The organism is Lentilactobacillus fungorum, from assembly GCF_016860605.1.
GTDB classification, from domain to species: Bacteria; Bacillota; Bacilli; order Lactobacillales; family Lactobacillaceae; genus Lentilactobacillus; species Lentilactobacillus fungorum.
This window is the reverse complement of record NZ_BNJR01000006.1, coordinates 1-15,240: the sequence shown is the minus strand read 5'-3', so window position 1 is coordinate 15,240 and position 15,240 is coordinate 1. Positions and strand designations below refer to the sequence as shown.

Here is a 15,240-nt window from a genome sequence, read left to right as displayed (position 1 = left end):
GTATCTTAGAAGTTGTAGTTAAAAATTCGTTAAATTTGAGGTATACCATGGTCCATCAACTCTGGCGCCAATTTCCACGCATCCAAACAGAACTTGGCAACTTACAGCCGTACTTATTAAAAGTTGTTGATCTTAATAATCAACCCATTCATCATAAGGTTTTGCAGTTACTTAAAGCAAGCGGCAAATTACTACGACCGGGTTTTTTTTACATTTTTTCAGAATTTGGTCAAAAACGTGAGCCAGCTACTCTTCGCTCTGGAGCTGCCGCGATTGAACTGCTCCACGTTGCAACGCTAATTCACGATGACGTCATCGACCAATCTCCAGTTAGGCGAGGCGTTGCGACCATTCACACGGAATATGGCCAAAAAAACGCCATTTATGCCGGTGATTATTTATTCACCTGTTACTTTACTGAAGTCCTAAAGGCTAGCCAAGATCCTAAAAATATGCAACGGCACGTTAAGGCAATGCAGCTAATCTTAAATGGCGAACTTGATCAGATGAGTTACAATTATAACCCTAAAATGACGGCGCAGGACTATTTTCACGAAATCACTGGTAAAACTGCCGAGCTGTTTCGGTTAAGTTTTGAGCAAAGCGCTATTTTGACTGATGCTCCTGATCAACTGGTTCATCTGGGCGGCGAAATTGGGCTTCGAATTGGGCAGGCTTATCAAATCTTGGATGATGTCCTAGATTATCAGGGCAACTCAGCCAAGACCCGAAAACCCGTTTTAGAGGACCTCCAGTCTGGGGTTTATACGCTGCCGCTTATTTTAGCTAATCAAGTTACCGAGCAGTTAACACCAATTCTAGCTAAAAAACAACAGCTATCTAATCAAGATATTGAACAGATTCAGCAGATCGTGATCGACGTCGGCGGTGTTCAAAAAGCACTCGCTGTCGCTGATCGCATAACTCGTGAAGCGTTAGCCTTAATTGAGCGGCTACCACCCCAGCAGGCCAAAGTTGATTTGAAGCGCTTGACAACTCTTTTGCTATCACGAGAACAATAATCCGAGGAAGTGATATGATGACTTCTCCATGCGTCTACATGTTTCACGGCTACACCTCTTATGCCGAGGATCACTGGTTTCCTTGGTTGGAAAAACAGGTAGAATCTCATTTAAAGATTCCGTTCAAGAAACTAAACTTTCCCGACGCCAATCATCCCGTTGCCACGGTTTGGGATCAATACTGCCAAAACCACATTGTGGAAGAAGATGGCATCACGCTTGTCGGCCATAGCCTTGGCTGTATTCAAGTCCTTCGTTACTTAGAACAGACTGAAATTCACCATGTCAACCTCTTATTGGTTTCGGGATTTGACGAACCCATTTGGACCCTACCTGAATTGGACTCATTTGTTAATCAGCCTGTCAACTATCAAATCATTCATGCTAAGGTTCGCAAGGCCACCGTTATTTCAGCGCTTAATGATCCGAGCGTTCCTTATCCGTATACGTTAACGATGGCAAGACACTTGCATGCCAAATTCGTTTTAATGCCGACGGGGCATCATTTTACTGATTCTTCAGATGACCAACAGTTACCAGTGGCATTTGAAGAATTGCGGTTATTACTAAAATAAATCAAAAACTTACAATCAAAGCCAGCTAGCGTTGCAAAATTACCGCTTAGCTGGCTTTGATTGTAGGTTTTGGTTCGAATATTTACCACCTGGGCTATTCAATTGCGGACTCGGCAGTCTTTCCCCGATCCAAGTCATATAATGATCGAAACCTTGGCTGAGTTCGATACAATTCCTGGGGGGTCCCCTGCATATCAAAGTGGCCGTTTTCCAAGAAACGAACTTGATCGACGTGATTAATGCCGGCTAAATGATGGGTCACCCAAATAATCGTCTTATCGTGCAACAGATTGAAGACCTCATCCAGTAATTTTTTCTCCGTAATCGGATCTAAACTGACGGTCGGTTCATCTAAAATGATGATTGGTGCGTCCTGCAACAGAATCCGGGCCAGTGATAACCGCTGACGCTCACCACCGGAAAACCGACTGCCGGCCTCTTGAACCTGCGTATCGTACTGATCAGGCAACGACTCAATTAAGGCTTTTAGCCCAACGGCGGCAATTGCTTGCTTAACGTCATCGTCACTGGCGTTAACATTGCCAAGCCGAACGTTATTCATGACCGTCGTATCAAACAGATAGGGTTGCTGATCCAAAATCCCAAACAAAGCCGAACGAACTTCTTGGAGGCCAGCAACGTCTTTACCATTAATCATTATGTGTCCTTGATTAGGCAGCAAATCACCGACCAATAGTTTAAGCAACGTACTTTTACCAGTCCCACTTGGCCCTAATAATGCGACCTTTTCGCCGGGGTGGATCGTCATTGAGATATCCTTAACAATATCTCGATTGCCGTCCGGGTAACGGAACGAAACCCTATCGATGCTAAGCGATTTAAATGGTTCTGTAAGTGTCGTTTGCTTAACTGGTTTGACCTGGTTTTGATCCAGCTGGTTGACCCGCTCAATTGAACGGCGATAAACCGGCCATTCTGATGCGCCCTGGCTAATATTTAAAAACGGTGAGACCGCCGGAAAGATCGCTAACGCAAAAGCAGCTACCCAGTTTGCTAATGATTTGCTGGCAGTAAATGAATAAGCCCCCCAAATTAATAACGTTACCGTTGTTAATAAGACAATGAACTGAACAAAAAATGACCGCCACCATTGATAGAAGTGATCTTTTCGTCTTAATTCGGCAATTTCTTTAATCGGCTTTTTCTGCAGATTCATAAAGTCCGTGTACCGACCTGAAATCAGCCAATCACCCAATCCTAAGACTTCATCGGTAAGGTTGGTATAAAAGCTGTGTTGAATTTGGTGTTGTCGATATTCTCGAGTGCCATTAGTGGCAACCGATGCTAATGGCAAGATAACCACGATGACGCCAAGCAATAATAACATCAAAAGACCCACAACCCAGTTAAGCGCCCCGATGCCGATTACGATAAATAAATACAATAACCAGCCAATGACCATTGGAAAAACAGTTCGTAGATAGAGGTTTTCGATATGCTCAATATCATCAGCTAAAATACTCAATATATCGCCCGTTTGGTGAGAACGTTGAATCGCTGAAGCCTTTTTTTCCACTGATTCATAAAGCTTCTTTCGAAAGTCAGAAACAATCTTAAGCACCCAGTTATGACTGGTCAGCCGTTCAACATACCTAAAGGATGGCCGAGCAATCCCAAACGCCCGTGCCAACACAACTGGCACATAAATATAGATAATACTGGTTGGTTGGCGAGCCGCTTCACTAATCAAATAACCAGAATTAAACATTAACGCCCCGCCGGAAAAGAAGGTCATAAATCCAAGAAATAACACCAAGGTCAACAATCCCTTGTATTTCCTAAGGTAAGGCATTACCCATGTATCATTGGCAAACGTTTTTCTTAACCGTTTCATAGATCTGCCGCCTCCATTTCCGAACGTAATTGAACATAATCCCCATTTTGTCGAGCCAGTTCTGCTGGGGTTCCTTGTTCAACCAATTGACCGTGGTCCATCACTAATACATAGTCCATCTCACTAATCCAATGAAGTCGATGAGTTGCAAAAAAGACGAGGTGATCGTTAAAGACTGGCAAAATATCCTGCTTCAAAGCCGCTTCGGTTTCAATATCCAAATGGGCAGTTGGTTCGTCAAACAAGAGCACTTTTCGGTCGGTATCCAAGAAAGCGCGAGCCAACGCAATTCGCTGGGCTTGGCCTCCGCTAACCGTTCGCGCTCCTTCACCAATCATCGTGTCCAAACCCGCCGGCAGTGTCTTAATCCAGCTGGCCAGTCCTGCTCGTTCAGCCGCATCATGAATTGATTGCTTCGAAGCATTGTCAACGTAAAACGAAATATTATCGGCTAGGGAAGCGTGAAATAAGTAAGGGTTTTGCGGAATATACAGAAAGTTCTTTTGCCAAGCTGTTTGGTCTAAATGGGGCAATTTGGTACCGTTAATCGCAACTTGATTAGGTTGGTCAGGTGCCAGAAACCCACCAATTAAATTGATCAGCGTTGATTTTCCAGAGCCAGAGGCCCCAATAATCCCAATTTTTTGCATCCCCCGGATTTTGAACGAAATGTCTGCCAATGCGGGCCGGTCGGCATTTGGGTACGTATAGGTTGCCTGATCGACTTCCAGAGTGGCTGCTTCATCCCATTTAAAAGCGGGTAACACGTCACGCTGCTTCATTTCCGGTTGCTGTAAGACCTCCAAAACAGCTGTCATCGCATTTTTACCGTTCAAGGTTGCATGATAATCGTTAGCAAAATTCCGAATGGGTAAAAAATACTCTGGCGCTAACACCAGAATGGTTAAGGCCGGCAACAACATTACCTTCCCATCCATGAGATCAAAGCCAAGAAAAACGGCGACGACCGCAATCGATAACGTTGTGAAAAAATCAAGGGCAAACGTTGATGTTAATGCAATCCGCAAGGTGGACATGGTTTCTTTTCGATAAGATTCACTTACCGAATAAACATTGTTGGCGTAACGTTTGGATAAGCCCAGCTGCTTTAATGTTGATAACCCCCGCAACGTATCAACGAAATGATTTGATAAGTGCTGATAGCCTTCGTACTGGCGATCAGCTTTGCTTTGTGCCGCTAACCCTAAGATGACCATAAACAAGATAATCACCGGAAAAATGATAAACAAAAAAATGACTTGCTCCCAGCGAATAAATAAAATATAGATTAAAATCAACCATGGGGTAATGGACATGTCCAACATCTTAATAATCACTAACATGAGATAAGTTTGAACTTGATCAATTCCTTCCAATGCCATTGTCACAATATTACCTGTCCCCCGCTTATCGATTTCAGCCGGACCCAGTCGAAAAATTTTGGCCATCAAATCTTCTCGCATTTTCCCACTGGTCGTTTCCACAAACGGGAACAAGACGCGGTTTTGCGCTACCGTCAACAGATGGCGAGCCAAAAAAGCGACGATAAAAATGCTTGTTGGCAGCACGATTGAACTCAAGGGTTGTAAGTTCCACAAGTTCACAATGGCAACAGATAAATATCGTGCTTGAACAATGACGGCAAGTGCTTGGATAAAAACCAAAACCCCTAAAATCCCCATGTACCGCTTCATTCCAGGCAAACTAAATAATCTTTTATCAATCAAAATAACAGCCCCCTACCCGATAGTCTCCCTTAATTATAAAGAAAAATTGTGCACGATGAAATAAGCTGGCGCAATTAAATTCAGCAAAATTATGTAAAAAATAGAAGATCCAACCGCATTGAACCTTCCATTTTTGCCGCTACGGCTATCAACCGAAACGACCCACTATAATAATGTTTTATCAAAACAACTATTTAAATCTAAGCAGCCTGCTTTGGTGACTTTAATCGCTTATAAAATACCCAGTAGCTCCAGATAAAGTAAATGAGCACAATTGGTAGAATCGTAAAGGTTAAAATCGTCATCAAATGCAACGTATACGGCGAACTTGATGCGTTCTTAATCAAAATTGAATTGACACTGTTATTGGCAATCATAACCCGCGGGAATATCCCGTTAAAAATCAGGACGACCACGCTAATGAGCGACAAGCCACTAGCCAGAAATGACAGCCAATCGTGCTTGGCTTGGGCACCCCACCAAGCTGCCAGAGTGAAGATGACCAAGGCAATCAAAATCGACCAAGTTGAAGCTGGCTTCTTAGCAAAGAAATCAGTAGTCAAGTAGAGTAAAATTACAAAGACCACTTCACCAGCAAGTAACACTGGATAAAGGACTTTACTCCATTTCTGAGCACGGTCACGGAGTTCGCCACTCGTCTTCAGGCGGATAAAGTTAAGCCCGTGAATAAAGCAGAGAAGCGAAACTGCCACGCCGCCAACTAGCGAGAACCAGTTAACGTAGTCGGTAAAGCCACCGTAAATATTACCATTAGCATCAATTGGCATGCCCTGAATCATGCTGGTAAACATCATTCCAAACAAGAAAGCTGCACAAAAACTGCCAATGGTCGCTGCCCATTCCCAGAAGTTTCGCCATTGATCTGTTCGCATATTAGCTCGAAATTCAAACGAAACTCCTCGGAAAATGAGGGCAACTAAAATCAAGAACAAAACTAGATAATATCCTGAAAACAGTGAGGCGTACCACATTGGAAATGATGCAAACATCGCACCACCGGCAGTGATCAGCCAAACTTCGTTACCATCCCAGTGTGGCCCAATTGTTTGAATCACAACGTCTCGCTCATCACGATTTCGTGCAAAGGTTCGGACGGCCATGCCGATTCCAAAATCAAAGCCTTCCAAAAAGAAGAACCCGCTAAACAAAACACCAATTAATAGAAACCAGAGGAATTGTAGGTTAGTCATTATGTGCCGCCCCCATTTCATAAGGATCTACGTCTGCTGTCTTTTCAGGCTTGGATGAGTAGCCATCGGTTGCCACCGAATCCGGCCCTTGTTTGAGTACTCGATGGCTCAATATAATCATAACTGCACCAAGTGATGCAAAGATTAGGAAGTAAACAATATTAGTAAACAGCAAGCTTGCAACAGTTGAGGTCGGTGAAACAGCATCAGCAATCGTCAAGAGGCCATAAACAACCCATGGATAACGACCAAATTCAGTAATGAACCAGCCACAGGTATTCACAATGAATGGTAACCAAACCATTAACCCCATGAGATACAAGAACCAGCGCTGGCGCATAATTGTCTGTGATTTCATCCGGTTGAACCACAAACCAACGATGGCAACTAACCCAAATAAGCCGGCTGAAATTGCCATAATTCTAAAGCTCCAGAATAAGGTTCGAGTTGGGACATAATAGTTTCTAGTTTGATCATTCTTGTTATACTTAGCCTTCAACTCCTTGTTCACCTGGTTTTGACCTTTAAAGGTACCATTTAAACTATGGTGACCAAGAATATTGAGAACATATGGTACTTCAATCGACCAAGTACTTTGATGGTTCTTAAACCCGCCGGCAACCTTCCAATTACCCTGATTGGTTGTATTCTTGTCAAGGCCTTCCATTGCGGCAAATTTCATTGGTTGATTATTAATCAGATAACGCGTTTGCGTATCGCCTGACCAAACGGAACCTAAGCAGGCACAAAGACCAATAATCAATGAAACTTTCAATGACTTGCGATAAAAGTGCTCGTGATCCTTCTTAAGCAATCGCCATGCCGAACAGCCGGCGACAACAAAGGCGGCCGTCAAAAAAGCCCCAAAGATAACGTGTGGAAACTCATTCCACAGCTGCCGATTCATAATAACGGCAGAAAAGCTTGTCATCTCAACCTTATGTTGAGCAGCATTCATTGCGTAGCCAACTGGGTTTTGCATGAAACTATTAGCGGCTAAAATCCATAGTGCCGACAACGTCGAGCCAAAGGCCGTCAACCAAATGAATAAACAGTGAATCGTTTTATTAAATCGATCCCAAGTAAACATCCAAAGGCCGATAAACGTTGACTCCATGAAGAAAGCTGCCAATGCTTCAATGGCCAGTGGCGCACCAAAAATATCACCCATAAAACGTGAATAGTCAGACCAGTTCATCCCAAATTGGAACTCCTGGATAATCCCGGTCACGACCCCCACGGCGAAACTATACAAGAAAATTTTCCCCCAGAATTTCGCCATGTTTTTATAGGTTTCATCTTTCTTAACCACGTAGACCGTTTCCATAATTGCAACGATGAATGCTAAACCAATCGAAAACGGTACGAAGAAGAAGTGAAAGACCGTCGTCATCGCGAATTGAAACCGCGATAACCACAACATCGAAAGTCCAATACTTAACATTAATATCCCCCCTTGCTAAAAATAAGCGGCGTAAAGCAACCACCTCATCCTGTAAGTTTCCCTTGAAAGAAATCCCCAGTTTGATTAGTTTCAAAGTACTTACGTGCAAATGATGACTTTGCAAAGCGGCCAACAACCGCTGAATAAGCATTTTAATATCAATTTAAAAACTGATCAGCCATTAAAATTAACATTGAAATGTTTATATGTAAGTTTCTGCTTTACGTCGGTTCCTACAAAGAATCATGAGTATTCCTCATATATCTTTATTGTATATACAAATGAAGGAATATTCAAACTTTAGTATCAATTAATTATCATTCCTTACTTATATATTATCAAGACAGTAAGTATTATGTTAACCGCAGTTTAAAAGCGCTATCTAAGTTACCAAATCACGATTTCCTTTATTGTGTAATTTTATACAAGCATAAATTGCAATGGCTTTCATTAGACAATTCCCGCCGGCAATCTTATACTAATAGTGATAAGAAACGTTTATGCTATCATTCATTATGTGTATATTTAGCCAATCTTATCAGTAATTAACGATTATGGGGGAGGAATTTAGTCATGACAAAAAATATCGTTGTTATCGGTGCCGGCTTTGCTGGTGTCTACGCTACTAAACGTCTCGCAAAGCATTTTAAGCACAACTCAGACGTTAAGATCACATTAATTGATAAGCACTCATTTTTTACTTATCTCACTCGACTCCACGAAGTTGCAACTGATCGTGTCAACCCGGACAGTATTGAATATGACTTGCAACGAATTTTCCACAAACAAAAGAATGTTCAGTTGGTGACCGATGAAGTTACGGCCGTTGACAAAGAAAATAAGCTGGTCACTTGTAAAAATGGCACCTACCCGTTCGATAGCCTCTTAATTAGTCTTGGTGGCGAACCAAACGACTTTGGTACCCCAGGGGTTAAAGAAAATGGCTTCACACTTTGGTCAATTGAAGATGCCCTAGTGCTTAGACAGCACATTAAAGACATCGTGGCCAAGGGAGCGATTGAAAAAGATCCAAGAAAGCGGCAGGCGATGTTGACTTTGGTTGTCTGCGGATCCGGATTTACTGGTGCTGAGACGGTTGGTGAGTTAATCGATTACAAAAAAGTCCTTGCTAAGGAAAACAAAATTGATCCTAACGAAATTAAGATTCTGTTGGTTGAAGCGGCTCCAACGATTATTAATATGCTTGACCGGACCAATGCGGCTCACGCTGAAAATTACTTTAAGAAAAACAACGTTGATATTCGGCGTTCCTCAATGATCGTCAGTGTCAACAAAAACAGCGTTGATATTAAGGATCAAGAATCAATTGCGACGAACACCTTAATTTGGACAGCCGGTGTTAAGACTAGTTCAATTGCTGACAGTCTTGGAATTGACGCAGGCCATGGCGGCCGCTTGATTACCAACCAATATCTTCAAGCTAAAGGTTTTGAAGATACGAGTATTTACGTTGCTGGTGACGATGCTAACGCCACTGAACAGGGAGCTGAACGCGCCGTTCCCCAAACTGCTCAAGAAGCTGAAAACGAAGCCACTGTGACTGCGACTAACATTGCTGCCGATATTGATGGCAACCACAATTATATGGAATTCCACGATAAAAATATGGGCTTTACAGTTTCGTTTGGCGCTTACTATGGCATTGCCCAAGTGTTCGGCGGCAAGCGAGTCCGTGGCTGGTTGGCTACGATTATGAAGCACGGGTCCAACTTACTCTACTTCTGGCGAATTCGTTCCGGCTACTTTATGTTCCAATACATTCTCGATGAGTTCTTTAGGGTCAATGATAACCGGACAGTCTTTGGTGGTCATACCGCTCGTCGAAGCAACGTTTTATGGAACGTGCCACTTCGGTTATTCTTTGGCCTCGCCCTTCTAATTGATGGCCTTTCTGCCCACTATCTCCTAACTGGTAGCGGTGGCTTAGCAATCTTTGAGGCAATTTTAGGGTGCTTGATCTTCTTTGGATTATTCACTTGGATTGCTAATTTGCTGGTGGTTATTTTATTCTTTGCCTGCATGATGTCTTGGCCAACCACTTGGATTTTATTTGCGGCCATCGCTTTAATGAATGGTTCCGGCCGTTCATTTGGCCTCGATTACTGGTGTGTTCCGTGGCTCCAACGAGTCCTTGGAAAGGCTCAATACGGTATCCCACAGTCGATTTATAAACCCTAAGTTAATGAGTGAAGGGAATGCTTCACTCGTTATTACCAGCAATGGCTGATAGCCTGTCGGTAAAAGTCTTTTAAAATCATCATATCAAATTAAAGAGCCAGCCAATTAATGACATCAAATCATCAATTGGTTGGCTCTTTAGTTGTCAAAATGTGGTTAATCGTTCCTCCGATTAGGCTCTTTGGGGGGCAACTCAACAATATATCGGCCATAACCCGGAATCGAAATGATTTGAATATTAGTCTCAAAAACGTCGGCTAACAACTGCTGATCGTAACAACTTGCCGGGCTGCCATTGGCAACCAGCCGGCCATTTTTAATCATCCACAGCTCATCACTGATTCTAAATGCTTGATTGATATCGTGCAGTACCAAAATGATGCTTATCGAGTGATCAGCATGAAGCTGACGTAAAATCATCATTAAATCTTGTTGATAATGAATGTCCAAATAAGTCGTTGGCTCATCCAATAATAAGTACTCAGGTTCTTGAGCCAACGCTGCGGCTAACCATACCCGTTGCTGCTGGCCGCCAGATAATGACGTGATTGGCCGCTGTGCCAGTTGGGTCAAGTTTGTCAGGGCCAGATATTTGAAAACTTCTCGATCAGGAATTGTTTCCAATAAATTATGGTAAACTAGCCGTCCGGTTTTCACCACATCAATGACCTTCATTTCGTCATACAGTGGATTTTGTTGGCTAACAATGGCGACTTTTTGAGCAAGTTGCTTTTGAGAAAATGCGGTTAATGGCTGACCGCCTAACGTAATGATACCGCTACTCGGCGTTAGTATTCGGGTCATTAATTTTAAAATGGTTGATTTGCCGGCCCCATTTGGCCCGATAATTGAAATAATTTTCCCTGGTGCAACCCTTGCTGAAAAAGCATGGAGAATCGTTTCGTGGCTAGGATAGTGAAAGCTAACCTGATTTAGTTCCATTAAACCGCTTCCTTTGCAGCAGCAAAATTAGAAATGGCCCGCCAATTACCGTCATTAAGGTAGCAGCTGGCAATTCACTTGGCAGCACTATTAGGCGGCCAAGCGTATCAATCACCAGCATTACCAGCGCTCCCAATAACATTGCCATTGGCATTAAAGTGGTATAATCGCGGCCAACTAGGTAACGGGCTATGTTCACGACAACAATTCCGACAAATGGTATTACACCGACGGCCGCCGTTACGCCAGCCGACAAGTAAACCATTACCGCCAGCAATCCCAGTCTCATTAATAAAGCGGAAACACCCTTAGTCTTTAGCTGTTCACCGGAAAGTTTGAGATAATTTGCCCATGGCGAAATCACCACTGCAGCTAACAAGCCACTTGTTCCGACGATTACTAAAAAGAAAACCGTGTTCCAAGTGATGCCATTAAATGAGCCGCTTACTGAACCAGCCCCCGTTGAAAATAATTGTTGCACCCCTGAAAATGTCAACATTAATATGACGCCAACAATCATCAATCGATAAGGATCCCTGAGAATTCGAGGCGAAATCAAAAAACACAAGGCAAAACAACCGCCAGCTAATGACCACCAAAATTTACCACCCGTGATGCCGGGTAATAGCATTAATCCTAAGCTGACAAATAGATTGGCGGCACTGCTAACCCCCAAGATACTTGGGTCAGCCAATAAGTTTCTAAATGCTGATTGACTGATTGCCCCGGCGGTTGCTAGCATTGCACCACATAATAAACTAGCAGCGATTCGTGGGGCCCGAATTGTCAAAATGATACTTGCTTGATTAGGATTGCGGCCACTAAAGGCGTCGATCATTTGGCGGACCGAGATAAACGTAACGCCCAACATTAGTCCAAGGCTGATTGCAATGATTAATAAGCCAATAACTAGAAAATACCAACCTTTTGCCGATCTCATTACCGTGTGTCGCCCCTTTGTGGATACAACCACTTTGAAATGATTTTTAACGCTTGTGGTGCCCGCATATTTGCAGTTGCATCAAAGTTAGGTTCTGTTAAATCATAAACCCGGTGATGCTTAACAGCTGCGAGTGTTCGCCACATCGGATCACTTTTAAATTCCGATTTAAACTGTGGAATGACAATTTGTGGCAAAGCGTGAGCCAGCCTTAGAATGACTTGCGGATTTGCCCGTTTAATTGCCTCATCATTTGGCTGCATAAATTCCTGGTTTGTTGATGAAAAGACATTGTCGCCCCCTGCAAGCGCGACCAAATCACCCACGTAAGAACGATTAGTCGCAATCAGATAACCAGCCCCTGGCAAACCCATCAAAATTAAAACCCGGGGGTGCTTGCCGTGCTGCTTAGTGATTCGTTTAACTTGTACTTGTGAACGATTGATCTCATTAACCGCTTTGCTGGCTTGAGCGGTTCTTTGATAACGCTTGCCCATTGATTTGATTGTTTGCTTTAACTTTGAAACGCTTGTTAAATCCAGAAAGTACGGTTGAATATGGCGTTGTTTAAAAGCTTTACCAAATTGGTCTCTCAATGTTGTCACTGAATAGACAACTGTTGGTTTAAGTGACGCAATTTTTTCAACACTTGGGTTCATAGGGCTTCCCACTCTAGCCACGTTGGCGTATCGCTGAGGTAATTTATTTTGCGTTGTGGGAACCCCCACCAGTGGTAAATCTAACTTAGCCGCAATCTGGACAACTGCGTACGTTGTCGCAATAATGCGCGGTTTTTTACTCCTAGAAGCCGCCTTTTGATGAATTAACAAACCGCCTGCCAAGCCCACCGTTAAAATAATCGTTAGCACAATCAAGGCAATCTTTCGTGATCCTTTCACGCCCAATCGCCTCCTAACGCTTCAAATAAATCCAGATACCACTGCCAACTGCAGCAAACCCAATAACACTACCAAGAATCCAACGGGCAGCATGGTCTGATGATTGTTGTGCCTTGGCTTTAGCTGGCTTTTCTGATTGCTGCTGACTGGAACTATTGGCTTTACTGGGTTGAGCGGCCGCTTGCTTCGGTGTTTTGGTTGAAGCGGGCTTCTTGACAGCTGTCTTCTTAGGTTGCTTACTGGCTGGTTGTTTTTGTGATGTTGCCACTCTTTGTGGTTGATTTTTGGTTGTTTTAGCAGGCTGACTTTGCGTTTGTGACTGACTGATCGAGTGCTTGCTGCCAGTTGTCGGCGTTTTTGCCGCCTGTTTATGTGAACTGCTAGTTGCATGTCGCTTCTTGGTGCTTGTCAGCTGTGGCAGCCCAGCTGTTTTGAACTTAAACGAGATCAAGTGTTTTGCTTTATAAATCTTTGGCACGTCAATTGCCAGTTTGGCGTTGATCCGCTTATTGAGATTTCGGGCGTAAAACGAGTAGTACAAATGGGAATTGCCTGCTCGATCTTTAACTCGCCGAATGTTTCTTGGCGCATGGCCATTTACCCAAATCACCTTAACAGGAAACGATGATAAACTTTTGGCGGTTTTAATTTGCATGGTGACATAATAAGCGTGATTACGAACTACAACGTCAGCTGGTTGAACGAAATAGCCGGTTGCCATTGAATTTTGATTTGTCCCATACTTTAATGGCCGATATGAAATTGACTGTGCATTTACAATCAATGGGAATAAAATTAGTACCGCCAAAACCAGAACCACAGTACTGAAGAGCTTACTGAAGAATTTCATTTAGATCCCTCCCACCAGTAAGTGACTGGTATGAGGCGGCAGTCATAACAAAAGCAGCGTGCTGATGGGCTTTTGCTGGTGCTTTTTGACTAAACTTGAAACGAATTGGGAAGGTTTGACTGATTTTCATGTAAGGAACCGTTACGTGAATCGATCCCTTAATGAGATGTTTGAGGGTCTTAAATGACGCAATATTAAAGGAGTAAGTCATGGTATAAGATTTGCTAGTCTGACCATATTTAACTGTGCCGGCTTTCACCTTTCGATTATTGATGGTGATGGGTCGGACGGCTTTTGTCCCTAATTTAAGCGATTTTTTATAACTAACTTCTAAAGCAACGTTGTAATGCTTATTGATCTTTTTAATGATCGCCTTTCGAGTGTAGTATTGGTTGGCCATGGACTTAGTGTTAGAGGCCCCCTTCAATACAACATAGGTCCGAGTAGTCGTCGGCACAGTTGTTTTTTTGGTTGTGCTTTTTTTAACAGTAGCCTTAGTGGCACTTGGTTTATCTGGTGTAGCTTGCGTGCTAGATGCTGCCGTATTATTAGCTGCTGCAACAGTTGGCTGGTTCGTTGCCGGTTGTGGATCTGAGCTTGTTGAGGTAATCGATCCAGTTGCATTCGAATTAGTTGATGTCGTTACTGTGGGCGTGGCAGTCTTGACGGCTTGCCAATCAAAGAAAAATTGGGCCGACTCAGTCATACTTTTTAAATCTGGCATTGGTAAATTAATCAAATTAAATGTAACAGGAACATAGTTATCAGGATTGTTTAGCTGAAAGGTAATAGTGCCATTACCAGCTGTGTCTGAAACAGTCGGCGCAACCGTCTGGCCGCCAATTATCATGGAACCAATATAATTGGCACCATTGGTAGTAAGTGTAATTGTATAATTGCCCTGGTTTACATTAACTGAAGCCGTTGATGTAAAGAAATGTGCTGCCATGGAATCAGTGTTTTTATCCCCCGCTTTCTTTAAGGTAATGGGCACGTTATAGGTGCCATCCCCGAGATTTGCTGGGGCTGCTGCTGCAGTCCCGGCAAATACCCCGCCAATTATCGAGAATGCGCTTACAAAAAATAATACTTGAATCAAGTGCAAAAAATAAGTCCTCATTATTCATTCCCCCATGCTGCAAAATTTGTTGCAAATTAATATAATATTTAATTTACAAGCATAGTTTATCATTTTCACAAAAATTGGGAATAAAAAATGCAAAATTAATTTGATATATTAATTCTCTATCCCCTGATAAGTTATTTGCCCTTTTAGTAACACTGCAGTTCCGCTCTAATCCGGTACAATTCAAACTATTCTTGTCGTATATATTTATACTTAATTGATGAATATAAATCACGTACCGATGACGGATTTTAAGAACGTTTTGAGAACAAAACGTCCATAATCGTTGATATAAAAGCACTTGATAAGCCGTTTCCGGGATTTGAACCCGGGACCTTTTCCTTACCATGGAAATGCTCTACCTTCTGAGCTAAAACGGCAATTAATAACGTAACAAAATGATGATATCAAAAAAGCCCTTGATAGTAAAATGCTATCAAAGGCTTAGTT

Annotated in this window: 12 protein-coding genes and 1 tRNA gene; 3 read left to right on the top strand and 10 right to left on the bottom strand. The window is 42.8% G+C overall.

Annotated elements, in window-relative coordinates:
- Nucleotides 1–47 precede the first annotated feature (47 nt).
- The gene (locus tag YK48G_RS02640; RefSeq protein WP_203629165.1) at nt 48–1,022 is read left to right on the top strand and encodes a polyprenyl synthetase family protein; all 975 of its coding nucleotides are present in this window, start codon (nt 48–50) and stop codon (nt 1,020–1,022) included.
- A 17-nt stretch (nt 1,023–1,039) separates the two neighbouring features.
- The gene (locus YK48G_RS02635; protein ID WP_203629164.1) at nt 1,040–1,597 is read left to right on the top strand and encodes an RBBP9/YdeN family alpha/beta hydrolase; all 558 of its coding nucleotides are present in this window, start codon (nt 1,040–1,042) and stop codon (nt 1,595–1,597) included.
- A gap of 94 nt (nt 1,598–1,691) precedes the next feature.
- Here YK48G_RS02635 and cydC read toward each other — a convergent pair whose 3' ends face one another.
- The 4 genes from cydC to YK48G_RS02615 form a co-directional block, all read right to left on the bottom strand.
- Nucleotides 1,692–3,452 (bottom strand): thiol reductant ABC exporter subunit CydC, encoded by a 1,761-nt coding sequence (gene cydC / locus YK48G_RS02630; protein ID WP_203629163.1) that lies wholly within the window; start codon nt 3,450–3,452, stop codon nt 1,692–1,694.
- Entirely contained in the window at nt 3,449–5,179 is a 1,731-nt protein-coding gene (cydD, locus tag YK48G_RS02625) for a thiol reductant ABC exporter subunit CydD (RefSeq protein ID WP_203629162.1), read from the bottom strand. Before cydD ends, cydC begins: the two co-directional genes overlap by 4 nt.
- 200 nt (nt 5,180–5,379) lie before the next feature.
- The gene (gene cydB / locus YK48G_RS02620; RefSeq protein WP_203629161.1) at nt 5,380–6,390 is read right to left on the bottom strand and encodes a cytochrome d ubiquinol oxidase subunit II; all 1,011 of its coding nucleotides are present in this window, start codon (nt 6,388–6,390) and stop codon (nt 5,380–5,382) included.
- Entirely contained in the window at nt 6,383–7,834 is a 1,452-nt protein-coding gene (locus tag YK48G_RS02615) for a cytochrome ubiquinol oxidase subunit I (RefSeq protein WP_203629160.1), read from the bottom strand. The genes cydB and YK48G_RS02615 overlap by 8 nt, the downstream gene beginning before the upstream one ends.
- Before the next feature lie 573 nt (nt 7,835–8,407).
- On the opposite strand from YK48G_RS02615, the gene YK48G_RS02610 reads away from it, so the two are divergent.
- Entirely contained in the window at nt 8,408–10,033 is a 1,626-nt protein-coding gene (locus YK48G_RS02610) for an NAD(P)/FAD-dependent oxidoreductase (RefSeq protein WP_203629159.1), read from the top strand.
- Nucleotides 10,034–10,189: 156 nt separating this feature from the next.
- Here the strand turns inward: YK48G_RS02610 and YK48G_RS02605 are convergent, their stop codons facing one another.
- The 6 genes from YK48G_RS02605 to YK48G_RS02580 all read right to left on the bottom strand — a co-directional run bounded on the left by YK48G_RS02605 (nt 10,190) and on the right by YK48G_RS02580 (nt 15,170).
- On the bottom strand, nt 10,190–10,975 hold the full coding sequence (locus YK48G_RS02605; protein WP_203629158.1) for an ABC transporter ATP-binding protein: 786 nt from the start codon (nt 10,973–10,975) through the stop codon (nt 10,190–10,192).
- Complete coding sequence (locus tag YK48G_RS02600) at nt 10,956–11,915, bottom strand: FecCD family ABC transporter permease (RefSeq protein ID WP_203629157.1); 960 nt, start codon at nt 11,913–11,915, stop codon at nt 10,956–10,958. The genes YK48G_RS02605 and YK48G_RS02600 overlap by 20 nt, the downstream gene beginning before the upstream one ends.
- Nucleotides 11,915–12,814 (bottom strand): heme ABC transporter substrate-binding protein IsdE, encoded by a 900-nt coding sequence (isdE, locus tag YK48G_RS02595; protein ID WP_203629156.1) that lies wholly within the window; start codon nt 12,812–12,814, stop codon nt 11,915–11,917. The genes YK48G_RS02600 and isdE overlap by 1 nt, the downstream gene beginning before the upstream one ends.
- A gap of 13 nt (nt 12,815–12,827) precedes the next feature.
- Nucleotides 12,828–13,664: an NEAT domain-containing protein gene (locus tag YK48G_RS02590; protein ID WP_203629155.1), complete on the bottom strand. Its 837-nt coding sequence runs from the start codon at nt 13,662–13,664 to the stop codon at nt 12,828–12,830.
- Nucleotides 13,648–14,784: an NEAT domain-containing protein gene (locus YK48G_RS02585; RefSeq protein ID WP_203629154.1), complete on the bottom strand. Its 1,137-nt coding sequence runs from the start codon at nt 14,782–14,784 to the stop codon at nt 13,648–13,650. Before YK48G_RS02585 ends, YK48G_RS02590 begins: the two co-directional genes overlap by 17 nt.
- 313 nt (nt 14,785–15,097) lie before the next feature.
- Nucleotides 15,098–15,170, bottom strand: a tRNA-Thr gene (locus YK48G_RS02580).
- Between the last annotated feature and the right edge of the window lie 70 nt (nt 15,171–15,240).

Excerpts from the sequence above, each read along its gene's own strand:
- YK48G_RS02610 (WP_203629159.1), top strand. The coding sequence starts at position 8,408 with ATGACAAAAAATATCGTTGTTATCGGTGCCGGCTTTGCTGGTGTCTAC.
- YK48G_RS02635 (WP_203629164.1), top strand. The coding sequence starts at position 1,040 with ATGACTTCTCCATGCGTCTACATGTTTCACGGCTACACCTCTTATGCC.
- YK48G_RS02600 (WP_203629157.1), bottom strand. The coding sequence starts at position 11,915 with ATGAGATCGGCAAAAGGTTGGTATTTTCTAGTTATTGGCTTATTAATC.
- YK48G_RS02585 (WP_203629154.1), bottom strand. The coding sequence starts at position 14,784 with ATGAGGACTTATTTTTTGCACTTGATTCAAGTATTATTTTTTGTAAGC.
- cydB (WP_203629161.1), bottom strand. The coding sequence starts at position 6,390 with ATGACTAACCTACAATTCCTCTGGTTTCTATTAATTGGTGTTTTGTTT.
- YK48G_RS02590 (WP_203629155.1), bottom strand. The coding sequence starts at position 13,664 with ATGAAATTCTTCAGTAAGCTCTTCAGTACTGTGGTTCTGGTTTTGGCG.
- YK48G_RS02640 (WP_203629165.1), top strand. The coding sequence starts at position 48 with ATGGTCCATCAACTCTGGCGCCAATTTCCACGCATCCAAACAGAACTT.
- YK48G_RS02605 (WP_203629158.1), bottom strand. The coding sequence starts at position 10,975 with ATGGAACTAAATCAGGTTAGCTTTCACTATCCTAGCCACGAAACGATT.
- YK48G_RS02615 (WP_203629160.1), bottom strand. The coding sequence starts at position 7,834 with ATGTTAAGTATTGGACTTTCGATGTTGTGGTTATCGCGGTTTCAATTC.
- cydC (WP_203629163.1), bottom strand. The coding sequence starts at position 3,452 with ATGAAACGGTTAAGAAAAACGTTTGCCAATGATACATGGGTAATGCCT.